Genomic DNA, 23,156 nt, shown 5'->3' on the forward strand with positions numbered 1-23,156 from the left:
ACCAATACCGATTTAGGCATTGGTTCCTTTTTGGTTGCTGATGGCTTTATAGCCGACCATATTGATCGGGTCTTTTGGTGAAGAATAAGGAGGCGCGTAGCAAAGTTCAAGCGCCTGCAAATCTTCAATCGCCAGGCCGGCGTACATCGCAGTAGCCAGGACATCGATTCGTTTATCGACGCCTTTGCTGCCGATGCACTGGGCACCTAATATCTTTCTCGTCTCAGGGTTGAAATGGACTTTCAAAGTGATTTCACTATGGTCCGGATAGTAGCCGGCATTTGAATTGCCTTTAAGCAATACAGTCTCATAAAGCAATCCTTTTTCGATCAGGGATCGTTCATTCAAACCGGTCATGGCCACATCGAGCGCGAAGACTTTGACAATCGATGTGCCAAGCAAACCGGTCTTTGGAATCGCATGCCCCGTTAAATGTTGGGCAGCGATAAACGCTTGGCGATGAGCAGGCGAAGCAAGCGGTACGCGTTTTGCGCCGCCAGTTACAAAATCGGTATTTTCAGAAGCATCTCCCAGCGCATAGATCGAGGGATCGGCCGTCTGCATAAATTCATTTGTAATGATGCCGCCGGTTTCGCCAATTGGAAGTCCGGCTTTTTCGGCCAGTTCCGTATTCGGTTTTAATCCGGTGCTCAGGATGAGAAAATCAGCGTGCAGTTTCTGTCCCGTAGATAAGAGAAGCTCTTTTTGGTCTGCTTTCGTGATTACAGAGTTCGTATGTACAACCACACCGTTGCTTTTTAACTCCGCTAATACTTGATTAGAGATGTCCGGATCCAATATCGACATGACGTGTGAAGATTTATGCACCATTTGGACGTGGAGGCCCAGGTTCTTTAAATTCTCTGCCATTTCAATGCCGATAAACCCAGCTCCTGAAACCGCACAGCTTGAAGGTTGCGTTTGTTCGATATAAGACATGATCCGTTCCATATCACCAAAGCTTCTAAGAACAAAATGGTCGGTAGAAGCCAAACCGTCTAAGGCAGGGACCATTGCGGAACCGCCGGGAGAGAGGATGAGAAAATCATAGGGTTCGTGGAAGCATTCACCGGTTTTAAGGTTTTTCACCAAAACGGATTTTTCAGCCCGGTTAATTTCCATCACTTCGTGCTCTAACCATACATCGATGTTTCGTTTTTCCTTAAACTGCTCTGGGTCGGCCATCAACAAGGATTCAGTATCCTCAATGACGCCGCCAATCACATAAGGAGTGCCGCAGGCAGCATAAGACATGGTTGAATCGCGGTCAAATACTGTGATTTTGGCATCCTTATCGTAAAAACGGATCTGGCCAGCCACTGTAGCGCCACCGCCGACGGCTCCGACAACCACGATTTTCTTCATCGCTGCCACCTCAAGCTTTCCATTCGTTAAAGAAGAACACACCGAGTGTGCCGGGGCCGGTATGGGCGCCGATTACAGATCCAATCATATCAATTTCAATCGCTTTCGGATGGAAGCGTTCTTCGATTTCGGATTTTAAGAGCATGGCAAAGTCTAAATCGTCGCCATGGCAAATGGCAATCGTTTGTTCATTCAAATTATTGCCGCGTTCTTCAATAAGTTCGACCATTCGTTTAAGGACCTTTTTGCGCCCGCGCAATTTTTCAATTGGCACCAGTTTGCCGTCTTCCACGTGCAGCAAAGGCTTAATATTCAACAAGCCTCCAACAAACGCGCTGCCTTTTGAAATTCTTCCACCTTTCGCCATATAATCCAAATCTTCTACAGTAAACAAGCTTTCAAGGTGATTTGCCAAGTGCCGAACTCTCTCGATAATGGCTTCAGAAGATTCGCCTGCTGTGCGCATCTTAACCGCTTCTTTTACAAGAAGCCCGTAGCCGGAAGATGCCGCTTTTGAATCCAAAATCGTTAATTTCAACTCAGGATAATCTTCACGGACCTGTTCTGCTACCATAGCAGCTGTATTATGGGTTCCGGATAATTCAGAAGAAAAAGCGATATAGAATCCTTCATCTCCTTCTTTTGCCAACTGCTCAAAGGCATTCAGCATCTCATCCGGCGATACTTGCGAAGTTTTTGGATGGATGCCTTCCCGGATGGCATCGAACACTTTCTTCGAATGTACGGTTCGAATGTCTTCGAACTCTTCATCTCCGATATGGACCCGCAATGGAAATAAAACCACATTTTCATCCTGGAAAAAAGATTTTGGCAAATCTGATGCACTGTCAGCGAATAATCGCATATAAATCCTCCTTTTATTTTAAGCTTAACCGGTCTATCAATAATTCAGCGATTCCATCTTCATTATTCGTTAAGGTGATTTCGTTGGCAATGTTTTTTAATGGCTCAATGGCATTGCCCATAGCCACACCGACGCCTGCAAAATCGATCATTTCAAGATCATTGTCTTCGTCGCCGAACGCGATAATATTCTCACGCGGAATGCCGAGCGATTTGGAAACCCGGTCGAGGCCGACCGCTTTGCTTAAACCGCTTTTGACAATCTCGATGACGTGCCATGGAGCGCCCCATCTGCGGTGGTCGATCACTTCCGCATGGACCGAAGATAAATGGTCATGGATCAATGGCACTTTTTCAACCGGTGCATGGATCAGCATTGAGGTAGGATCCACTTTCAAAAAGTTTCTCAAGTCGCCGGTAGTGATCTCTGGATCTCCAAAACTGAAAATATTCATTAATTTTTCATCATGGTGGTGGACGTATACATCGTCTAATACTTCTGCGACGATGTTATAGAAATCGAATTGATGCATTGATTCGACCACTTCATGCACAACATCCAAAGAAATCGGGGTATGGTGAGTGCCCCAAGTTGAATCCATTGGATGGTGGACAAAAGCGCCGTTGAAATTGACGATGGGCGTGCTCAGTCCCAATTCTTTGTAATATGCTTCACTGGAACGAAAAGGGCGGCCGGTGGCGATCATCACTTGATGGCCTTGCTCCTGGGCCTTCTGTAAAGTGGATTTTGTTTTATCTGAAATGACTTTTTGATCGGTCAATAAGGTGCCGTCTAAATCTAACACTATTAAATGCTGCTTCATTAAAAACCGTCTCCTTTCTCTCTATGTATAGTTTAGCGATAAAGGAAGCAGTTCGTCAAAAAAACTTCCATGGGAATGCGGCGCTTCGAAAAAGTTCTGTCAGCTTTAGCGGATTGTTTGCTGGAGAAGGAGAACATTGGTACGATTGGGGAGAATAAGAAAAAGGATGTGGGTAAAGTGAAAGTGGTACACGAAATTTGGGAAGGCATCCCGCTCCTGAATGTTGCAGCTGAAGACCGGTTTGCAGAAGCTTTGCCGACAGTTGTTTTTTTTCACGGGCATATGAGTGCAAAAGAACATAATCTGCATTACGCTTATCAATTGGCAAACGAAGGCATGCGCGTCATCTTGCCGGATGCCCATTTGCATGGAGACCGGGATGAAGGCTTAGATGAAATCCAAATGAGCCTGCGTTTTTGGGAGATTGTTCTGACATCAATAGAAGAATTAGCGATAATACATACAGCCATCTACGAAAAGAATTTAGCTGTAGGCGAGATTGGCATTGGCGGTACGTCGATGGGGGGCATCACGACTTTAGGGGCGTTGACAGTATATCCATGGATCAAAGCGGCCTCGGTCATGATGGGTGCTGCCAATTATGTCCAATTGGCAAAAGCGCAAATGGCCCAATTTGAATCGAAAGGATTTAAATTGCCGATTACGGATGACGAACGGAAACAGATGCTGGATACGCTTGCCCGTTTTGACGGAACAAAAAACCGGGCTGTCTTCCAACAGCGTCCTTTATTTTTCTGGCACGGAGAACAGGATACGACGGTTCCTTTTGAGCCGACTTTTAATTTCTATAACGCGTTAAAGGAAGATTATGCCGAAGTGCCGGAGCGAATCCGTTTTATGCGGGAAAAAGAATCCGGCCATGCGGTGAGCCGTCCTGGAATGCTTGCAGCTATGGCTTGGTTAGCTGAGCATGTGGCTGAATAAGCGGTTGAATTTCTTTTTCCAAGAAAATTTGGTAAGATGAGAAGAGCAGAATAGGGAGGGATTATGATGGATCAAGACATGAGAGATAGCATGATGGGTGCCTTGGAACAAGTAGTGGACCCGGAACTTGGAGTCGACATCGTCAACTTAGGGCTTGTTTACGACCTTGACCTTTCAGAAGATGGGTTTGCGGTCGTGACGATGACATTGACCTCGATGGGATGCCCAATGGGGCCGCAAATCGTGGATATGGTCAAACGTGCGTTGTACGAACTTCCAGAAATTGAAGAAGTAGACGTGAAAATCGTTTGGCAGCCAGTATGGGGCAAAGACCATATGTCGCGTTATGCAAAAATGGCGCTTGGCGTTCGATAATGAGAGCATAAAACACCGTAAAATCATCTGATTTTACGGTGTTTTTTTATGGTTATTATTTGCCAAAGAAATTGTAATTTTATATAATTAAATTAGTCAAATAAGGTCAAACTTATTAAGGAGTGATTTTATGGTTCAATTTACGAACGAAGAACAAAAATCCCCATTGGAACAATATGGTCGAAATATGGTGGAACAAGCGAAAAATGGCAATATGGATCCGGTCATCGGAAGGGATCAGGAAATTCGCAATGTCATTCGGATTCTTTCGCGCAAAACGAAAAACAATCCGGTTCTGATTGGAGAGCCTGGGGTTGGGAAAACAGCGATTGTCGAAGGATTAGCGCAGAGGATTGTCCGAAATGATGTGCCAGAAGGGTTAAAAGACCGCATCATTTACGAACTCGACATGAGTGCACTGATTGCCGGTGCCAAATACCGGGGGGAGTTTGAAGAACGCTTAAAAAGTGTGCTGAAGCAAGTAAAAGACAGCGACGGCCAAATTATTTTATTCATCGATGAAATCCATACGATTGTCGGAGCAGGAAAAACCGAAGGGGCAATGGATGCCGGGAATATGCTGAAGCCGATGCTTGCGCGTGGCGAACTGTACTGCATCGGTGCAACGACACTTGATGAGTACCGGATGAACATCGAAAAAGATCCGGCTTTAGAACGCCGTTTCCAACAGGTCCTGGTGCGCGAGCCGTCTGTCGAAGACACGGTCTCCATCTTGAGAGGGTTAAAAGAACGGTTTGAACTGCACCATGCGGTCCGCATTCATGACCGGGCCATTGTCGCCGCAGCGGCAATGTCAGACCGCTATATTACCGAACGTTTCTTGCCGGACAAAGCGATTGACTTGATCGACGAAGCGTGTGCAATGATCCGGACGGAAATCGATTCGATGCCGCAGGAACTGGATGAAGTTACTCGCCGTTTGATGCAATTGGAAATTGAAGAACAAGCTTTAATGAAAGAAAAAGATCCGGCGAGCCAAAATCGGTTGGCCATTTTGAGAAAAGAAATTGCGGATTTGAAATCTTCCACGGCAGATATGAAGAACCAATGGAACACAGAAAAAGAATCGCTGAAAAAGATTCAGGAAAAGCGTGAAAAGCTGGATCAGTATCGTCGGCAATTGGAAGAAGCAGAGAACAAATACGATTTAAATGCCGCGGCTGTCCTCCGCCACGGCAAAATTCCAGAACTTGAAAAAGAACTGGCAGTTCTTGAAAAAGACTTGCATGAAGGCGGTGCAGAACGCCTCTTGCGCGAAGAAGTGACCGAAGATGAAATTGCCGGAATCGTCGCCAGATGGACAGGCATCCCTGTTACGAAGTTAGTCGAAGGGGAACGCGAGAAGCTGTTAAGACTGGATGAAACATTAAAAGAGCGGGTCATTGGGCAAGACCGTGCTGTTGAACTGGTAACAGAAGCCGTATGGCGCGCTCGTGCGGGCATTAAAGATGAACAAAAGCCAATCGGTTCTTTCATTTTCCTAGGTCCTACCGGGGTGGGGAAAACAGAGCTCGCTAAAGCGTTGGCTGCGAACCTTTTCGATTCGGAAGACCATTTTATCCGCATCGATATGTCGGAGTATATGGAAAAACACAGCGTTTCCCGTCTGGTCGGGGCTCCTCCGGGCTATATTGGCTATGAAGAAGGCGGCCAGTTGACAGAAGCAGTTCGCAGAAATCCGTACTCCGTGGTGCTCTTGGATGAAATCGAAAAAGCGCATCCGGACGTCGCCAATATTTTGCTGCAAATCTTGGATGATGGACGGATTACAGACAGCCAAGGCCGGTTGATCAATTTCTCGAATACGGTTGTGATCATGACCTCGAATATCGGCTCCGCTTTCATTGGCGGAACGGATACTGAACACGATCTTGAAGACATTGTCATGGCCGAATTGCGGAAGCATTTTAAACCGGAATTGTTGAACCGCATTGACGATATTGTCATTTTCCACGCACTCGGCAATTCTCATTTCTATGGAATTGCGAAAAAGATGCTGGGAGAACTGGCACAGCGCATGAAAGGCCAGCAATTGGAATTAGCGGTCGATGATTCGGTCATTGAGTATATTGTGGAAGCGGGAACCGATCCGGTATTCGGAGCCCGTCCGCTAAAACGCTTTATCCAAAGGGAAATTGAAACAAAGATTGCCCGGGAATTGATCAAAGGGGAAATCGAAGCAAATGCCACCTTGCATTTAGGAATGGAAGAGGGGCATTTGAAGATCACCAGAAATTAAAAAAATACGCCATCCGGATAATTCCGGATGGCGTATTTTTAATTAATGCTTTTCTGCTGCTGGCTCGTCTGGGATGATTGCGGAAATAACAAAAATCAAGACAGAGACAATTAGAGAAATATAAACGCCTAACATGAAGTCGAAATGGACGTTTTGTACAGCGCTTACCACATAGTTCAATAAAGAAATCAATAAGAACGACCAAAAGAATGTGCCAATATATTGCATCTAATCTCACCTCTACATAAAATATCTAGCTTAATCATATCATACCGTCCTCCATACACAAAGAAAGTTTCGAAGAATCAAAGATATTTTGTCGGAAGTATGTCAGTTAGTTGAAAAATAACAGGATATGGCGTATTATTAATACCAGGTACTAATAATTGATGTTAAATTGAAATGAGGGACCCATAATGAATGCAGGAATTATCGGCATTGGCAGATGTTTGCCGGAAGATAAATTAACGAACTTCGATTTGGAAAAACGGATGGATACCTCTGATGAATGGATCCGTACGATGACCGGGATTGAAGAGCGCCGAATTGCAAGAGATGAACAGGACACGTCCGATATGGCATTAGAGGCAGCGAAGAAAGCAATTAAAGATGCTGACATCGATCCTGCTGAAATCGGATTGATTTTGGTTGCAACGGTTACACCGGATCAGCCGTTTCCTTCGATGGCATGCGTCATCCAACAGGAGATTGGGGCAGTACATGCTGCGGCTATGGATGTTTCAGCTGCCTGCGCAGGTTTCATGTATGGCGTCGTTACTGCTAAACAATTCATTGATTCCGATGTTTATAAATATGTTCTCGTTGTAGGCGTGGAAAAATTATCGAAAATTACGAACTGGGAAGACCGCAATACAGCTGTGCTGTTCGGCGACGGAGCCGGAGCAGCAGTCATCGGGAAAGTATCCGAAGGGCGCGGAATTCTTTCCTTCGAACTCGGAGCGGATGGCAGCGGCGGTTCGAACCTTTACCAAGAAGGCAAGCATTTGGTGATGAACGGCAGAGAAGTGTTTAAATTCGCTGTTCGCCAAATGGGTGAATCTGCAATCAATGTCATTGAAAAAGCAGGATTAACGAAAGAAGAAGTCAACTTTTTAATTCCTCATCAAGCCAATATCCGCATCATGGAGGCGTCACGGGCCCGTTTGGAATTACCGGTAGAGAAAATGTCGAAAACGATCCATAAATACGGCAATACATCTGCAGCTTCGATTCCCATTTCTCTTGTAGAAGATGTGGAAGAAGGACGGATTAAAGAGGATGATGTCGTCGTCATGGTCGGATTTGGCGGCGGATTGACATGGGGCGCAATCGCAATGAGATGGGGCAAATAAGAGATATGCGAAAGGAAGAAATGAGAATGGCTAATCGTCGAGTAGTAATTACAGGTATTGGGGCAGTGACTCCTTTAGGAAATGATATCGAAACCACGTGGGAAGCGGTAAAGTCGGGGAAATCCGGTGTAGGGCCGCTGACTCGTTTAGATGCAGATCAATATCCAGCTAAAGTAGCTGCAGAAGTTAAAGACTTTTCAATCGAAGATTATATTGAACGGAAAGAAGCCCGCAAGATGGATCGCTTCACTCATTATGCGCTCGCATCATCCATCATGGCGATGAAGGATGCCGGGCTTGAGCTGGATGAAAAGACAGCACTTCGTACTGGTGTTTGGATCGGTTCCGGCATCGGCGGAATGGAAACGATTGAAAATCAGATGGATGTGTTGAATGATCGCGGCGTTCGCCGCATCAGCCCGTTTTTTGTGCCGATGATCATTCCGGATATGGCTTCTGGCCAGGTTTCCATCCACTTTGGTGCAAAAGCGATCAACTCTTGTTCGGTGACAGCCTGTGCGTCGGGCACAAACTCAATCGGCGACGCATTCAAAGTAATCCAGCGCGGCGATGCGGATGTCATGATTTCAGGTGGAGCCGAAGCGCCGATCACTCGTTTATCGGTAGCCGGCTTTACAGCGAACACAGCCTTAACGACAAATACAGATACGGCAACAGCATCACGCCCATTTGATAAAAACCGTGATGGATTCGTTATTGCGGAAGGTGCAGGGATTGTGATTCTGGAAGAATATGAACATGCAAAAGCACGCGGTGCGAAAATTTATGCCGAACTGATTGGCTACGGTTCAACTGGCGATGCGCACCATATTACGGCTCCGGCACCTGGCGGCGAAGGCGCAGCAAGAGCAATGGCGCAAGCGCTGGAAGACGGCGGTGTTGATAAAACCGAGATCGGCTACATCAATGCCCACGGAACCAGTACCCAATACAATGATTTATATGAAACGATGGCAGTTAAAACGGTTTTCGGAGAGCATGCCTATAAATTAGGAATGAGCTCTACTAAATCCATGACAGGCCACTTATTGGGAGCGGCAGGCGGAATCGAAGCGATTTTCACAGCTTTGGCTTTGAAAGAAGGAATCATGCCGCCGACAATGAACTACGAAACACCGGATGAAGAATGTGATTTGGACTACGTGCCGAATGAAGCCCGCAAAGCAGAGTTTGCTTATGCTATGAGCAACTCGCTTGGCTTCGGCGGACACAATGCTTCTTTAGTATTTAAAAAACTAGCAGAATAATGATTTGCGCCAATAAAACCATCAGCTATTTTTCAGCTGGTGGTTTTTCTTTTGTTGAATAAGAGGGGGGGATGCCTATAATTACCATATTTATAGAAATTGTTAAATAATTTGTAAAATTATAAAAAATGCGTTGCCTTGGTAATGTTTTTGTAATAAACTTTGTTTAGAGTTAATTGACAGAAAAAAAAGAATTTTGAGGTGTTCACATGACTGGGAACTACACAACGAAAAAAACGACACCCCTTTTGCAAGTAAGAAATTTACAAACGGGCTTTAAAATTGACCGGAAGTTTTACAATGCAGTCGAAGATGTCTCGTTCAATGTCGACAGAAAACAAATTGTCGGGATCGTGGGAGAGTCTGGGTGTGGAAAGAGCGTAATGTCATTGTCCATTATGCAGCTATTGCCGAACGGCATCGGCAAAATCCGCGGCGGAGAAATTGACTTTGAAGGATTGAACATTTCAGAACTAAGCGATAAAAAGATGAATAAAATACGGGGCAAAGAGATATCAATGATTTTTCAGGAACCGATGACTTCGCTAAATCCCGTATTCACCATCGGTTACCAGATAGAAGAAGTGATCTTGAACCACGAATCGATTTCTAAAAAAGAAGCGAGGCTCCGTTCAATCGCTTTGCTGAAAAGTGTGGGAATTCCAAGAGCGGATAAAATCGTTAACGAGTATCCCCATCAATTATCGGGTGGAATGCGACAACGGGTCATGATCGCGATGGCCATCGCCTGCCAACCGAAATTGCTCATAGCAGACGAACCGACAACCGCTTTGGATGTTACGGTGCAGGCCCAAATTTTGGAACTGCTGAAAGATATTCAGGAAACCAATGATATGTCCATAATCCTGATTACACATGATCTTGGCGTAGTAGCGGAAATCTGTGATGAAGTGATTGTTATGTATGCAGGGAAGATTGTCGAAAAGGCGACGGTAGATGAATTGTTCAACAATCCGAAGCACCCCTATACAGACCTTTTGATGAAGGCGATTCCGAAAATGGATGAAGATGTAGAGAAATTAGCAACAATTGATGGATTAGTTCCTTCTATTATAAATATGCCGCAAATCGGCTGCCGGTTTGCCAACCGTTGCCCGAAAGCGATGCCGGAATGCTTAACGGTCACTCCTCAATTGGGAGAAGTGGAACCGCAGCACGAAGCAGCATGCCTCCTTTACGATGAAAGCTGGCCGGCAGGAGAAGAACGCCAAAGAGAAGGGGTACCTGTTCTATGACAACGAGAGATTTTATCCAGGAAAGAATCGATAGCTTAGAAAATCGTGAAGTCTTGCTTGATGTACAGAATTTAAAAACCTACTATCCGGTAACTGGCGGATTTTTCAAGCGGGTCGTCGGCAACGTAAAAGCGGTGGATGATGTGTCCTTTAGCATCCGAAAAGGTGAAACCTTAGGGCTGGTTGGGGAATCGGGCTGCGGCAAATCGACAACTGGCCGGACGATTCTCCGGTTGCTGAAACCGACGGATGGAAAAATCCTATTTGAAGGAAAAGACATCACGAAAGTCACCGGCTCCAAATTGCAAAAAGCACGGCGAGACTTCCAAATGGTTTTCCAGGATCCCTATGCCTCCTTAAATCCGATGCAAATGGTGGGAGATATTGTTGCAGAACCTATCCTCAATTACGAGAAGCGCAATAAAAAAGAGTTGGAGCAAGAAATCAAAGCATTATTGACGAGAGTCGGACTGCCGGAAGAGGCCTATTATAAATACGCCCATGAATTTTCCGGCGGCCAGCGCCAACGCATCGGGATTGCCCGTGCACTGGCTTTGAACCCGAAATTGATTGTCGCAGATGAACCGGTGTCCGCACTGGACGTATCTGTACAGTCGCAAGTATTGAATCTGCTGAAGGAATTGCAGATCGAGTTCGATTTGACTTATTTGTTTATCGCGCATGATTTGAGCGTCGTAAAGCATATGAGCGATCGAATCGGAGTAATGTATTTGGGCAATCTCGTTGAGCTTGCTTCAAATAGAGATTTATACAGAGAACCTTTGCATCCTTACACACAGGCTTTGATTTCTGCGATCCCAGAACCAAATACGGCGATCAAGAAAGAACGGATTGTGCTGGAAGGAGATGTGCCAAGTCCGCAAAATCCGCCGACCGGCTGCCCGTTCCATACGCGGTGCCCGATGGCAATGGAAGCATGCTCGAAAGAAAAGCCTCCATTAAAAGAAGTGCGGCCAGGCCATTTTGCAGCATGTCTTCTGTATTAAATCAAAAAAATTTTTTTGAGGGGGAAAAGTATGAAGAAGAACAAATCCTTACTTTGGCTTTTCGCGATGATCCTTGTCGTTTCCGCATTTCTAGCGGCTTGCGGCGGAGATGATGGCGATACAAGCAGCAAAGATTCAAAGAAAGAAGACGGCACTACAGAAGATAAGGCAGCTGACGGAGAACCGCAAAAAGGCGGCACGTTAGTCTACGGAATCGATGCTCCACCTGAAGGATTATTTTCTACGGCATTTTATGGGATTCAAACAGACTTTGATGTTATTTCCTTATTCGATGAATCATTGATTAATTATAACGAAAACCTGGAGCCGGAGCCGAACGTAGCTTCATGGACAACAGAAGACAACAAAGTCTTCAACTTTAAATTTGAAGAAGGCGTTAAATGGCACAACGGCGAAGAATTGACAGTCAATGACTGGGTATTCGCTTTCGAAACGTTAGCAGATCCTGACTATGACGGTCCCCGTTATACAAACGTCCAAACGATTGAAGGAGCAGAAGCTTACCGCAACGGAGAAGCTGATACGATTTCAGGAGTGGAAGTGATAAACGACTACGAAGTGAAAATCACATTTGACGAAGCGCGTGTGAACAACTTGACGAACCTTTGGTCTTACCCGCTTCCAGAATCCGTTCTTGGCGATGTGCCGGTAGCTGAAATGTCAGCATCTGAATGGGTGCGTTCAACACCAATCGGAATCGGGCCATTCAAAGTGGACAAAATTGTTCCCGGCGAATCGGTTGAGTTTTCTCGTTTCGATGAATACTGGAATGGCGAAGTTAACTTGGACAAAATCGTCTTGCGCGTCATCGACAACTCTTCTGTTGTAGGGGCATTGCAAAATGGCGATATCGATATGATTTCGCTTCAACCGGTTTCCGGCCCTGAAGTAGAACCGTTAGAAAACGTTGAAATTGTCACATATCCTGGCCTTTCTTACTATTATGTAGGATTCAAGCTTGGCAAATTCGACAATGCGACACAAACCATCACGGAAGAACTTCCGAAATACCAAAGCAAAGAGCTTCGCCAAGCGATGATGTATGCGATCAACCGCCAAGAATGGGTGGATGCATTCTTCTTCGGCTATGCAAATGTCGTGAACAAACCGGTTCCAACTTCACATTGGAACGCAGCAGACGATGCGGAAGCAGACTTAAACACTTATGAATACGATCCGGAAAAAGCAAAAGAAATGTTAGATGCAGCTGGATACGTAGATACAAATGATGACGGCTTCCGTGAAGATCCGAACGGCGACGAGTTCGTTGTGAAATTCTCACACTATGCAACTGGAAATCCGACATTTGAGTCTCGCGCACAAGCAATCACGCAATATTGGGAAGAAGTCGGCATCAAATCCGAACTTGAAATGGTCGAAGTTAACCTTTACTACGACATGATTGAAAAAGATGATCCTTCAATCGAAACATTCTTCGGCGGATGGGGAACTGGCACAGACCCGGATCCATCTGGACTATGGAAAGCAGATCAATTATGGAACTACCCGCGCTACAACAATCCGGAAGCAGATCAATTGCTTGATGATGCTTTAAATATTGACATTGTGGGAACAGATCAGCAAAAACGTGCGGACCTTTACATCGAATGGCAGAAGATCGTCAACGAAGAAGTGCCAATGCTTTATATTGCTGAACTGGAAGAAATTGTAGCTATGAACGAACGTGTTGGCGGAACTGAATTTGATGTATCAGGTTCTAACAGCCCAGCCGAATGGTTTGTAACAGAATAATAATAGTAGATTTTCATTCAACGGTGGGCGCAGCAAGTCGCCCATCGTTGAATCATTATTGGCTCTTATGCACGGTAAGGGATGTTTGATGGCAAACAATTCTTACCGTGCCCGGGAGCGCAGCTGAGAATATGACAGACAAGGAGAGTATATATGCTGAAATATACGATTAGAAGGTTGCTTGGAATGATACCTATGCTCATCCTGATATCCATTGTGGTATTTACTTTAGCGAAATTGATGCCGGGAGATTCCTTGAGCGGCGAAATCGATCCACTCAATACGAATCCGGAATACATAGCAGAAATGAGAGAAAAATTAGGGTATAACGAACCGCTTCCTGTTCAATATTTCGACTGGATTACCGGTTTTCTGCAAGGCGATTTCGGAAAATCAACGCGCTTTAAAGTTCCGGTAGCAGATGTGATTATCGAGAAAATCCCCAATACGCTGTTTCTTGGGGTCATGTCCTTGCTCATAACCTATATTCTTGCATTTCTAATGGGCATGTATTCAGGGCGTAAACCGTATACAATCGGAGACAATGCGATAGCTGGAGTGAATTATATCATGCTCGCAATTCCTTCCTTTGTCGCAGCTGTATTTGCTATATACTTTTTCTCCTTCCATTTAAATTGGTTCCCATTCGGAGGATCTGTCGATATTTTAGTAGAGGAAGGTACGCTCGACTACTGGTTCAGCCGGCTTCATCATGTATTGCTGCCTGCCTTAGTTTTAGGAGCAATGAGTACCGCTTCATATACCCAGTTCTTGCGCAATGATATTATTGAAAATTCCCGAAAAGATTTTGTGCGCACAGCGCGTGCAAAAGGGACGCCGCTCAAGAAAATTTACAATGTCCATATTTTAAGAAATTCTATTATTCCATTAGTTACCTTTTTAGGGTTTGATTTTGCTGCACTTATCGGCGGCGCCATCATTACTGAAACCATTTTCACATATCCGGGCATTGGCCAGCTTTTCCTTGATTCAGTTACCAGCAGGGATTATCCGACCTTAATGGCCTTAACAATGCTTTTGTCGTTCTTGACACTTGCTGGGAATTTAATCGCAGACATCTTATACGGAATCGTGGATCCACGAATCCGTCTGGACTAAGGAGGAGCAATTATGGCATCAACTACTACCATCTCACAGCAAAAGAAGCCGGAAAGAAGCTTGTCTCCCTGGCAGATTGCTAGAAAGAAATTTTTGCGGAATAAACTAGCTATGGCTAGCAGCATTTTCATCCTACTGGTCACCATCATGTCTTTATCTGCACCATTCGTAGCGAATTTTTTATCGCCGCTCCCAGATGTTACAAAAGTAAATATTGGATCGATGAACATTCAGCCGAACGGGGAGCATTTGCTTGGAACCGATAAGAGCGGGAGGGATGTCCTGACAAGATTATTTTACGGGGGGCGCATTTCCTTATTGGTCGGTTTTAGCGCGACTCTGATCGTAGTGACTCTAGGAACGCTCGTCGGTTCAATTGCCGGATTTTTCGGCGGCATGGTAGACAATATCCTGATGCGTTTTACGGATTTCGTTTTGAACTTCCCATTTTTGGTATTTGTTATCGTTTTAAATACGATTTTGTATGGCATAGTAGACGGCCTATGGGTGCTGATTTTAGTGATTGGCGTCTTGAGCTGGGGCGGGGTTGCGCGGCTGGTGCGAAGCAAAGTTCTCGCTGAGAAGGAGAATGAATACATTTTGGCGGCGTTGTCCATCGGCTGTTCGCCGTGGAAAGTCATCCGGAAGCACTTGCTGCCGAACGTCATGTCGACAATCATTGTGCAGGCCACTTTGATCTTTGCCAGCATGATTGTTGCGGAAGCCGCATTGAGCTATTTAGGATTCGGGGTTCCGCAAGCCACCCCAAGTTGGGGCAACATGCTGTCCTCGGCAAATGAACCTGACGTATTGCAAGGCAAACCCTGGATTTGGATGCCGCCGGCTTTCATTATCACATTGACGATTCTATCCATCAATTTTATCGGTGAAGGATTGAAAGATGCACTTAACCCCAAATCACTTCGTTAAAAGCAAGAGCCGCCTCCAATGCGGCTCTTTTTTATAGAATAAAAAGCGATAAGTCAAAATATTAATATTTATCAAAATAAAGTGCAAAAGTATAATAGAAGAGTTATAATTAAAAAAATCAATCTTTTCGGAAAAATAAGGAGGCATTCCCGTGTTCACCAAGAAAAGACCGATCTTACTTATTTTCATGCTGGTGATAAGTGGGTTTTTAGCAGCTTGTGGCGGCAATGGAGGAAGCGATGAGGGCAGCCGGAATAATGAAGGCGGTACGGGCGGAGGAACAGGAGAACCTGATGCGGAACAAGTATTGAATTTAATTGAAAGCGCTGAAATTCCAACAATGGATTCGGCTTTAGCGGAAGACGCAGTAGCCTTCAATATCTTGAACAATGTCAATGAAGGATTGTTTCGGTTGAATCAGGAAAATATGGCTGAACCGGCTCTCGCTGAAAGCGAACCTGAAATCAGCGAAGATGGTTTGACGTATACCTTTACTTTGCGTGAGGCTAATTGGTCTGATGGAACACCAGTTACTGCAAATGACTTTGTATTTGCTTGGCAACGGGCGATCGACCCCGCAACCGGCTCACCATACGGGCCTTATATGATGGCAGGAACCATCAAAAATGCAGAAGCGATTGCAGCTGGTGAAATGGACAAAGCCGAACTGGGAGTAGAAGCGACTGATGATAAAACGTTAGTTGTAACCCTTGAACGTCCGGTGCCATACTTTATGTCATTGATGGCATTTGGCACTTTCTATCCTCAGAACGAAGCTTTTGTAACGGATAAGGGAGATGCATATGCGTCCAACTCCGATAATGTGCTGTACAACGGACCGTTTATGCTGACGAACTGGGACGGAACGGGGCTAACCTGGTCAATGGAAAAGAATCCGGAATATTGGGATGCAGAGACGGTTCAGCTTCAAACCATCAATGTGGACGTGATTAAAGAACCGAGCACAGCTGTAAATCTCTATACATCCGGAGAAAAAGACCGGGCTGGATTGTCAGGAGAATTCGCAATGCAATATGCAGAAGATCCGGAAGTTGTGACGGAACTCGAACCAAGCATCTTCTACTTGAAATTTAATCAGAAACGGAATGGGGAAGAGACGCCGCTCGCCAATGAAAACATCCGAAGAGCCATATCGATGGCTTTCAATAAGCAGGATTTAGTGGATGTCGTGCTGGCTAACGGATCCTTGCCTGCGAACTATCTTGTACCGACAGAATTTACGTTCAATGAAAATAACGAAGATTTCCGAGACATCAACGGAGACATGAATGAATTCAATGCAGAAGAGGCGAAGCAATATTGGGAAACCGGATTGCAAGAACTCGGTGTCAGTGAAGTGACCTTGGATTATTTAGGAGACGACACCGAGACGTCAAAAAAATTAAACGAATACATGAAAGCCCAGCTTGAAGAAAATCTTGAAGGCTTAACGATTGAAATTAATACCGTCCCGTTCAGTGTTCGCCTAGAACGGGATGAAGCACAAGATTACGATATTCAAAATTCCGGTTGGGGTCCGGACTATCAAGATCCGATGACATTCATCGACTTGTTCGTAACCGATTCCCCTCAAAACAAAATGTCCTATTCAAATCCTGAGTTTGATGAGTTGGTCAATGCAGCCAAAGGAGAGCTGGCTCAAGACCTTGAAGGACGCTGGGAAGCAATGGCGCAAGCTGAACAGATTCTGATAGAAGAAGATGCGGCAATCGCACCGATCTATCAGCGCGGCCGGATGTCCTTGCAGAAACCGTATGTCAACGACATCATCTCGCATCCGTTTGGAGGAGACTACAGCTATAAATGGGCGTACATCTCTGGGAAATAAGAAAAGCGGAAGCGGCCCGTCAGCCCCGAAAGGCATAAGGCGCTTCACGCAGGAAATCCTGATTTCCGTAGCGAAGGGACTTATGATCCCGAGGGGCTGGCCGCTGGAGTCTGGACAATAAGAAAAGCGGAAGCGGCCCGTCAGCCCCGAAAGGCATAAGGCGCTTCACGCAGGAAATCCTGAAAAAATGAAAGAGGCTGCAAAATGCAGCCTCTTTCATTCTTTATTTGCGCTTGCGGCCTAAGCCCATCGCATTTTCCATTTTCTTTAATGTCTTATTGGCTAAGAAATTCGCTTTTTCGGCGCCTTCGTCCAAAATGCGGTCCAATTCTTCCGAGTCCAATAATTCTTTATAGCGTTCTTGGATAGGAGCCAAGTGAGCAGTTACGGCTGACGCGACGGAAGCTTTGAAGTCGCCATAGCCGACGCCTTCATATTTAGCAACAAGCGAATCGATGCTTGCATCCGTAAGTGCGGCTTCAATCGTCAAGAGGTTTGAAATCCCTGGTTTGTTTGTTGGATCGTATTTGACGATCCCTTCCGAATCCGTCACAGCTGATTTGATTTTCTTTTCAATCGTTTTTAAATCGTCCAATAACGTGACGATAGATTTTTTATTGGCATCCGACTTGCTCATTTTTTTAGTAGGATCTTGCAGCGACATGATGCGCGCGCCGTTTTTCGGAACGCGGATTTCCGGAATGGTCAAAACATCGTTGTATTTTTTGTTGAACCGTTCTGCTAAATCGCGCGTCAGTTCAATATGCTGCTTCTGATCATCGCCAACAGGCACAACATCTGTTTGGTAGAGCAGTATATCAGCAGCCATTAGCGGAGGATAAGTCAATAATCCAGCAGACACAGAAGCGGTCTTCGCTGATTTATCTTTATATTGGGTCATGCGCTCCAATTCGCCAATAGTAGAGACGCATTGCATCATCCATCCGGCTTGGGCATGTGCGGGAACTTCAGATTGGATAAATAGGGTGACTTTCTCGGGATCGATCCCGACAGCCAAGTAAAGAGCTGCAAGAGCCTTAATATTTTTTCTGAGTTCTAACCGTTCTTGCGGCATGGTGATGGCGTGTTGGTCGACAATGCAAAAAATGCAGTCAAATTCATCTTGCAGATCAGTAAATTGTTTAAACGCACCGATGTAATTTCCTAGTGTGACTGTACCGGTAGGCTGAACGCCTGAAAAGATTTTTTTCTTCATTTCTTTTCCTCCTCCTAATAAAAAAACACAGCACACATCCCTGTAAAAAAGGGACGAATGATGTGTTTTTCCGCGGTACCACCCTAGTTGCCGTATTTGGCCACTCTTCTTCATAACGTGAAGATCACGGAAACAGCTACTGTTACTTCACTGTTTCAGCTCAAAAGTCCATTCAATGCAGCTCTCTGCCTGTTTCCACCGACCACAGGCTCTCTATATAGAAGAAACTGCATTTACTCTTCTTTCTCATCGCTCAATGTTTATTTTCTAAGTATAATACAAAAAACTTTTTTTGTGCAACGGTTAAAGTTCATAAATCAATAAGGAAATCGCCATAAAAAGCAATGTCACGCCGCCGATGATCAATAGTGGTGTAGCCGACAGCGAGAAAATTTCGGAAGGGGCCCGCATTTCATCATCTTCGAGAGTGGATCTGACTTTGAAGAATTTCCGCATACTGAGTGTAAAGATATCGAAAACTCCTGTCCTGATGACAAACACCCATAAACCGATAAAAACCAGGACCCCTCCAAAAATAAACGAATTATTTATATAAGAAAGCAGGGAGAAAGGCTCGCTTCGAATGAGCATGGTCAGTAAAATTAGCACCTGCACAACAATGACACTTATCACCAATTTTTTCATTTTTGCACCTCAATTCTTATTAATTGTAGAAGAACTTGAAAAAAAAATCAAAAAAATAATGAAAATAATTCCACCTCGAAAATGCTGATAACTTCAATAATCACGGCTTTTTGTGTAATAATGTTGAAACACAATTGTTACAAAAGTGTAAATACTTTTAAAAAAAGTACTGTACAAGAAAAAAAGATTATGTATAATAAACAGTGTACCAATTTTTCAGAAAATTTAAGGGGGTCACCTAAGTGAAGAACAGCAAGTTATTTTGGCTACTTAGCCTTGTTTTAGTTCTTAGCGCTTTCCTAGCTGCATGTGGCGGCGGGGATGACGATAAAGCTGAAACACCAGAGACAGACGGCGACGATAAAGCAGCCGGAGAAGAACCAGCAGGAGAACCAGATGCTGAACAAGTACTTAACTTGATGGAAGGTGCAGAAATCCCAACAATGGATTCATCATTGGCTGAGGATGCCGTTGCTTTCAACATCATGAACAACGTTAACGAAGGTTTATTCCGTTTAAACCAAGAAAACGTTGCTGAACCTGCTCTTGCAGAAGCTGAACCAGAAGTCAGCGAAGATGGATTAACTTACACTTTCAAATTACGTGATGCTAAATGGTCTAACGGCGAACCAGTAACTGCTAACGATTTCGTATTCTCTTGGCAGCGTGCGATCGATCCTGCGACTGGATCACCTTACGGCCCATACATGATGGCTGGTACGATTAAAAACGCTGAAGCAATTGCTGCAGGCGAAATGGACAAAGCTGAATTGGGAGTTAAAGCTGTTGACGAGAAAACTCTAGAAGTTACTCTTGAGCGCCCTACCCCATACTTCATGTCACTAATGGCTTTCGGAACTTTCTACCCATTGAACGAAGCTTTCGTTACTGAAAAAGGCGATGCTTACGCTTCTAACTCAGATAACTTGCTTTACAACGGTCCATTCATGTTAACAAACTGGGATGGCACTGGCTTGACTTGGTCTATGGAGAAAAACCCTGAGTACTGGGATGCAGAAACAGTTAAACTTGAAACAATCAACGTAGACGTTGTTAAAGAAACTAGCACTGCAATCAACCTTTATACTTCAGGCGAAAAAGACCGTACAGGTCTATCTGGTGAATTCGCAATGCAATATGCTGAAGATCCAGATGTTGTAAGAGAACTAGAACCAACTGTGTTCTACTTGAAATTTAACCAAGAGCGCAATGGAGAACAGACTCCACTTGCAAACGTAAATATCCGTAAAGCGATTTCTATGGCTTTCAACAAACAAGACCTAGTTGATGTAGTATTAGCAAACGGTTCATTGCCAGCTAACTACCTAGTACCAACTGAATTCACATTCGATGAAAACAATGCGGACTTCCGTGAAGTTAACGGCGACATGAACGAATTCAACGCTGAAGAAGCGAAGAAATTCTGGGCAACTGGAATGGAAGAGCTTGGCTTGACTGAAGTTACACTTGAAATGCTAGGTGGAGATTCAGAGCTTGCTAAGAAAATGGACGAGTACATGAAATCTCAACTTGAAGAAAACCTTGAAGGTTTGACTCTTGAGCTTAAAGCTGTTCCTTTCGGAGTTCGCTTAGAGCTTGATGAAGCACAAGACTATGATATCCAAAACTCTGGTTGGGGCCCTGACTATCAGGATCCAATGACATTCATTGACCTATTCGTAACAGGATCTGCTCAAAACAAAATGTCCTACTCTAACGAAGAATTTGATACTTTAGTTGATCAAGCGAAAGGCGATTTGGCTCAAGATCTTGCTGGTCGCTGGGAAGCTATGGCTAAAGCAGAACAAATCTTGATCGAAGAAGATGCTGCAATCGCACCAATTTACCAACGCGGTTTGATGTCTCTTCAAAAACCTTACGTGCATGACATTATCTCTCACCCATTCGGCGGAGATTACAGCTACAAATGGGCTTACATTTCAGGTAAATAAGTTAATTACCCGGCCTCTGTGAAAAACAAATAGAAAGAGAGTATATCGCTGGTATTTGGACGATATACTCTCTTTTCTAATGCAGGCGAATTCACCGAAAATTGACCATTTTCTGCTAACTATCGAAAAGAACAAGCCTATTGTCAATGCACATAGCTTGTGAAATAGAATTATTTTTTGGAGGTGCAACATGGCACGATACATCGGCAAACGATTAATCTATATGGTGATCACATTGGCATTGATTGCAACATTTACATTTTTCTTAATGAAGATTTTACCAGGTTCCCCTATCGCTTCCGCAGATAAATTATCTCCAGAACAAAGGGCAGTAGTAGAAGCACGGTATGGTTTAGATGAACCTCTGCCTGTTCAATATTTTGACTATATGTTTGGCTTGTTAAAAGGGGATTTAGGTATTTCAATTAACCAATTTAAAGGAGCAAATGTTACAGACCTGATTATTAGCCGTATGGGTCCATCCGCTCAAATTGGTTTCCAAGGTATGGTGCTGGGAACAATTCTCGGCATCTTGCTTGGAATGGTTGCTGCCTTGAGGCAAAATACGTGGATTGACTACTCCAGTACACTAGTTGCAATTATTGGGATATCAATACCATCGTTTGTATTTGCTTCTTTGCTGCAATATTGGTTCGGCTTAAAGCTGGAATGGTTCCCTGTTGCTTTGTGGAAAGACGGCTTTATGTCCAGCGTCCTGCCATCAATCGCACTGGCAATGTTCCCGCTTGCAACAGCGGCTCGTTTCATTCGTACAGAAATGATTGAAGTTTTAGGTTCTGACTATATCACTTTAGCAAAAGCAAAAGGCGCCAGCGGTTCAGAAATTGCATTTAAACATGCGATCCGCAACGCATTGATTCCGTTAATTACGGTTCTTGGACCAATGGCAGTCGGTATTCTTACTGGTTCTTTAGTAGTCGAGCAAATTTTTGCAATTCCAGGAATCGGGGAGCAGTTTGTAAAATCAATCATGGTGAATGACTTCTCAATCATTATGGGAACAACGATTTTCTTCTCAGTCTTCCTAATTATCGTTATCTTGATTGTCGATATTTTGTACGGCGTTATCGATCCGCGCATCCGTCTTTCAGGAGGTAAAAACTAATGACCCAAAATCTAGAAAAACTGCCAAAAGGTTCATTTGAACGCATCACGGTAGACACAAAACAGGCAGAACGCATCACGAAGCCGAGTGTCAGCTTCTGGCAAGATGCTTGGATGCGCCTAAAGAAAAATAAAGGGGCAATCGTCAGTATCATCCTTTTCGGATTGATTGTCATCATGTCTTTTGTTGGACCAATGATCAGCCCTTACGAGCCAAATGCTCAAACAATCACGCATGCAAACTTGCCGCCCAAGATTCCAGGAATTGAAAAACTTGGGATCATGGACGGAACAGGTTCTCTTGGCGGCAAAGAAGTCGACTTGTATGATATGAAAAATGTCGAAGTCAACTATTGGTTCGGAACTGATGGGCTTGGCCGTGACATGTTCTCGCGTGTATGGAAAGGAACGCAAGTATCCCTATTCATCGCATTTGTCGCTGCCGCAATCGACATGCTTATCGGTGTTATTTACGGCGGAATTTCCGGTTACTTCGGTGGCCGCATTGATGATATCATGCAGCGTGTCGTCGAAATTTTAACAGGTATTCCAAACTTGGTTGTTGTTATTCTCTTCATCTTGATCATGGATCCGGGGATTCTCGCGATCATTATCGCTTTGACCATCACCGGTTGGACGGGGATGTCACGAGTAGTTCGTGGACAAGTACTGAAATACAAATCCCAGGAATTCGTTTTGGCTTCCCGCACATTAGGGGCGAGCGATTCCCGCATTATTTGGAAACACTTAATGCCTAACGTGTTAGGCATCATCATCATCAATACGATGTTCACGATTCCTGGCGCCATTTTCTTCGAGGCTTTCTTAAGTTTCATTGGACTTGGTCTTCAAGCACCCGATGCATCGCTTGGAACATTGATCAACGATGGTTATAAATTGCTTCAATACCAGCCGCATATCTTAGCATTCCCGGCTGTCCTATTAAGTATTATCATGATTTGCTTCAACTTGATCGGCGATGGTCTTCGTGATGCGCTGGATCCGAAGATGAAAGATTAAGGAGGAAAGTT

20 protein-coding genes and 1 other annotated feature are annotated in these 23,156 nt (G+C 44.5%); of the genes, 14 read left to right on the forward strand and 6 right to left on the reverse strand.

Annotation, left to right across the window (positions count from 1 at the left end):
• Nucleotides 1-12 precede the first annotated feature (12 nt).
• Genes BN1080_RS05635 through BN1080_RS05645 form a run of 3 tightly spaced genes read right to left on the reverse strand, consistent with a single transcriptional unit; the run spans nucleotide 13 to nucleotide 3,053 of the window.
• Nucleotides 13-1,365 (reverse strand): CoA-disulfide reductase, encoded by a 1,353-nt coding sequence (locus BN1080_RS05635; RefSeq protein ID WP_052654423.1) that lies wholly within the window; start codon nucleotides 1,363-1,365, stop codon nucleotides 13-15.
• A gap of 10 nt (nucleotides 1,366-1,375) precedes the next feature.
• Nucleotides 1,376-2,230: a DegV family protein gene (locus BN1080_RS05640; RefSeq protein WP_052650957.1), complete on the reverse strand. Its 855-nt coding sequence runs from the start codon at nucleotides 2,228-2,230 to the stop codon at nucleotides 1,376-1,378.
• A 13-nt stretch (nucleotides 2,231-2,243) separates the two neighbouring features.
• On the reverse strand, nucleotides 2,244-3,053 hold the full coding sequence (locus BN1080_RS05645; protein WP_052650958.1) for a Cof-type HAD-IIB family hydrolase: 810 nt from the start codon (nucleotides 3,051-3,053) through the stop codon (nucleotides 2,244-2,246).
• Between the two features lie 177 nt (nucleotides 3,054-3,230).
• Between BN1080_RS05645 and BN1080_RS05650 the strand changes: the two genes are divergently transcribed.
• From BN1080_RS05650 to BN1080_RS05660, 3 genes are all read left to right on the forward strand, one after another.
• Complete coding sequence (locus BN1080_RS05650) at nucleotides 3,231-3,998, forward strand: prolyl oligopeptidase family serine peptidase (protein WP_052654425.1); 768 nt, start codon at nucleotides 3,231-3,233, stop codon at nucleotides 3,996-3,998.
• A gap of 66 nt (nucleotides 3,999-4,064) precedes the next feature.
• Complete coding sequence (locus BN1080_RS05655; protein WP_052650959.1) at nucleotides 4,065-4,373, forward strand: metal-sulfur cluster assembly factor; 309 nt, start codon at nucleotides 4,065-4,067, stop codon at nucleotides 4,371-4,373.
• Between the two features lie 130 nt (nucleotides 4,374-4,503).
• Complete coding sequence (locus tag BN1080_RS05660; RefSeq protein WP_110925586.1) at nucleotides 4,504-6,633, forward strand: ATP-dependent Clp protease ATP-binding subunit; 2,130 nt, start codon at nucleotides 4,504-4,506, stop codon at nucleotides 6,631-6,633.
• Between the two features lie 42 nt (nucleotides 6,634-6,675).
• On the opposite strand, the gene BN1080_RS05665 is transcribed toward BN1080_RS05660, so the two are convergent.
• Nucleotides 6,676-6,861, reverse strand: coding sequence for a YjzD family protein (locus BN1080_RS05665; RefSeq protein WP_052650960.1), 186 nt, complete (start codon nucleotides 6,859-6,861; stop codon nucleotides 6,676-6,678).
• 188 nt (nucleotides 6,862-7,049) lie between these two features.
• On the opposite strand from BN1080_RS05665, the gene BN1080_RS05670 reads away from it, so the two are divergent.
• The 8 genes from BN1080_RS05670 (at nucleotide 7,050) to BN1080_RS05705 (ending at nucleotide 17,187) form a co-directional block, all read left to right on the forward strand.
• Entirely contained in the window at nucleotides 7,050-7,985 is a 936-nt protein-coding gene (locus BN1080_RS05670; protein ID WP_052650961.1) for a beta-ketoacyl-ACP synthase III, read from the forward strand.
• Nucleotides 7,986-8,011: 26 nt separating this feature from the next.
• Nucleotides 8,012-9,253, forward strand: coding sequence for a beta-ketoacyl-ACP synthase II (gene fabF, locus BN1080_RS05675; RefSeq protein WP_052650962.1), 1,242 nt, complete (start codon nucleotides 8,012-8,014; stop codon nucleotides 9,251-9,253).
• A gap of 209 nt (nucleotides 9,254-9,462) precedes the next feature.
• Nucleotides 9,463-10,509: an ABC transporter ATP-binding protein gene (locus tag BN1080_RS05680; protein WP_052650963.1), complete on the forward strand. Its 1,047-nt coding sequence runs from the start codon at nucleotides 9,463-9,465 to the stop codon at nucleotides 10,507-10,509.
• Nucleotides 10,506-11,516 carry an ABC transporter ATP-binding protein gene (locus BN1080_RS05685; RefSeq protein ID WP_052650964.1) on the forward strand — a complete coding sequence of 337 codons (1,011 nt, stop codon included), beginning with the start codon at nucleotides 10,506-10,508 and terminating at the stop codon, nucleotides 11,514-11,516. Before BN1080_RS05680 ends, BN1080_RS05685 begins: the two co-directional genes overlap by 4 nt.
• Nucleotides 11,517-11,546: 30 nt before the next feature.
• A complete protein-coding gene (gene opp4A / locus BN1080_RS05690) occupies nucleotides 11,547-13,289 on the forward strand; it encodes an oligopeptide ABC transporter substrate-binding protein (protein ID WP_052650965.1) in 1,743 nt (580 codons plus the stop codon).
• 153 nt (nucleotides 13,290-13,442) lie between these two features.
• On the forward strand, nucleotides 13,443-14,408 hold the full coding sequence (opp4B, locus tag BN1080_RS05695) for an oligopeptide ABC transporter permease (RefSeq protein ID WP_052650966.1): 966 nt from the start codon (nucleotides 13,443-13,445) through the stop codon (nucleotides 14,406-14,408).
• Nucleotides 14,409-14,420: 12 nt separating this feature from the next.
• Nucleotides 14,421-15,338, forward strand: coding sequence for an oligopeptide ABC transporter permease (gene opp4C / locus BN1080_RS05700; RefSeq protein ID WP_052650967.1), 918 nt, complete (start codon nucleotides 14,421-14,423; stop codon nucleotides 15,336-15,338).
• Nucleotides 15,339-15,525: 187 nt separating this feature from the next.
• Nucleotides 15,526-17,187, forward strand: coding sequence for a peptide ABC transporter substrate-binding protein (locus BN1080_RS05705; protein WP_052654427.1), 1,662 nt, complete (start codon nucleotides 15,526-15,528; stop codon nucleotides 17,185-17,187).
• A gap of 223 nt (nucleotides 17,188-17,410) precedes the next feature.
• Here BN1080_RS05705 and trpS read toward each other — a convergent pair whose 3' ends face one another.
• Together trpS and BN1080_RS05715 are read right to left on the reverse strand one after the other, a co-directional pair.
• Complete coding sequence (gene trpS / locus BN1080_RS05710) at nucleotides 17,411-18,403, reverse strand: tryptophan--tRNA ligase (protein WP_052650968.1); 993 nt, start codon at nucleotides 18,401-18,403, stop codon at nucleotides 17,411-17,413.
• 46 nt (nucleotides 18,404-18,449) lie between these two features.
• Nucleotides 18,450-18,662, reverse strand: a binding site (T-box leader).
• Between the two features lie 44 nt (nucleotides 18,663-18,706).
• Complete coding sequence (locus BN1080_RS05715) at nucleotides 18,707-19,048, reverse strand: DUF3899 domain-containing protein (RefSeq protein ID WP_052650969.1); 342 nt, start codon at nucleotides 19,046-19,048, stop codon at nucleotides 18,707-18,709.
• 242 nt (nucleotides 19,049-19,290) lie between these two features.
• Between BN1080_RS05715 and BN1080_RS05720 the strand changes: the two genes are divergently transcribed.
• The 3 genes from BN1080_RS05720 (at nucleotide 19,291) to opp3C (ending at nucleotide 23,145) form a co-directional block, all read left to right on the forward strand.
• Nucleotides 19,291-21,000, forward strand: coding sequence for a peptide ABC transporter substrate-binding protein (locus BN1080_RS05720; RefSeq protein ID WP_052650970.1), 1,710 nt, complete (start codon nucleotides 19,291-19,293; stop codon nucleotides 20,998-21,000).
• 190 nt (nucleotides 21,001-21,190) lie between these two features.
• A complete protein-coding gene (opp3b, locus tag BN1080_RS05725; protein ID WP_052650971.1) occupies nucleotides 21,191-22,126 on the forward strand; it encodes an oligopeptide ABC transporter permease in 936 nt (311 codons plus the stop codon).
• A complete protein-coding gene (gene opp3C, locus BN1080_RS05730) occupies nucleotides 22,126-23,145 on the forward strand; it encodes an oligopeptide ABC transporter permease (protein ID WP_052650972.1) in 1,020 nt (339 codons plus the stop codon). Before opp3b ends, opp3C begins: the two co-directional genes overlap by 1 nt.
• Nucleotides 23,146-23,156: the final 11 nt, after the last annotated feature.

It is taken from the genome of Planococcus massiliensis (assembly GCF_000821325.1).
GTDB lineage: Bacteria > Bacillota > Bacilli > Bacillales_A > Planococcaceae > Planococcus > Planococcus ruber.

Excerpts from the sequence above, each read along its gene's own strand:
- BN1080_RS05635 (WP_052654423.1), bottom strand. The coding sequence starts at position 1,365 with ATGAAGAAAATCGTGGTTGTCGGAGCCGTCGGCGGTGGCGCTACAGTG.
- BN1080_RS05640 (WP_052650957.1), bottom strand. The coding sequence starts at position 2,230 with ATGCGATTATTCGCTGACAGTGCATCAGATTTGCCAAAATCTTTTTTC.
- BN1080_RS05645 (WP_052650958.1), bottom strand. The coding sequence starts at position 3,053 with ATGAAGCAGCATTTAATAGTGTTAGATTTAGACGGCACCTTATTGACC.
- BN1080_RS05655 (WP_052650959.1), top strand. The coding sequence starts at position 4,065 with ATGGATCAAGACATGAGAGATAGCATGATGGGTGCCTTGGAACAAGTA.
- BN1080_RS05660 (WP_110925586.1), top strand. The coding sequence starts at position 4,504 with ATGGTTCAATTTACGAACGAAGAACAAAAATCCCCATTGGAACAATAT.
- BN1080_RS05665 (WP_052650960.1), bottom strand. The coding sequence starts at position 6,861 with ATGCAATATATTGGCACATTCTTTTGGTCGTTCTTATTGATTTCTTTA.
- BN1080_RS05670 (WP_052650961.1), top strand. The coding sequence starts at position 7,050 with ATGAATGCAGGAATTATCGGCATTGGCAGATGTTTGCCGGAAGATAAA.
- fabF (WP_052650962.1), top strand. The coding sequence starts at position 8,012 with ATGGCTAATCGTCGAGTAGTAATTACAGGTATTGGGGCAGTGACTCCT.
- BN1080_RS05680 (WP_052650963.1), top strand. The coding sequence starts at position 9,463 with ATGACTGGGAACTACACAACGAAAAAAACGACACCCCTTTTGCAAGTA.
- BN1080_RS05685 (WP_052650964.1), top strand. The coding sequence starts at position 10,506 with ATGACAACGAGAGATTTTATCCAGGAAAGAATCGATAGCTTAGAAAAT.
- opp4A (WP_052650965.1), top strand. The coding sequence starts at position 11,547 with ATGAAGAAGAACAAATCCTTACTTTGGCTTTTCGCGATGATCCTTGTC.
- opp4B (WP_052650966.1), top strand. The coding sequence starts at position 13,443 with ATGCTGAAATATACGATTAGAAGGTTGCTTGGAATGATACCTATGCTC.
- opp4C (WP_052650967.1), top strand. The coding sequence starts at position 14,421 with ATGGCATCAACTACTACCATCTCACAGCAAAAGAAGCCGGAAAGAAGC.
- BN1080_RS05705 (WP_052654427.1), top strand. The coding sequence starts at position 15,526 with ATGCTGGTGATAAGTGGGTTTTTAGCAGCTTGTGGCGGCAATGGAGGA.
- trpS (WP_052650968.1), bottom strand. The coding sequence starts at position 18,403 with ATGAAGAAAAAAATCTTTTCAGGCGTTCAGCCTACCGGTACAGTCACA.
- BN1080_RS05715 (WP_052650969.1), bottom strand. The coding sequence starts at position 19,048 with ATGAAAAAATTGGTGATAAGTGTCATTGTTGTGCAGGTGCTAATTTTA.
- opp3b (WP_052650971.1), top strand. The coding sequence starts at position 21,191 with ATGGCACGATACATCGGCAAACGATTAATCTATATGGTGATCACATTG.
- opp3C (WP_052650972.1), top strand. The coding sequence starts at position 22,126 with ATGACCCAAAATCTAGAAAAACTGCCAAAAGGTTCATTTGAACGCATC.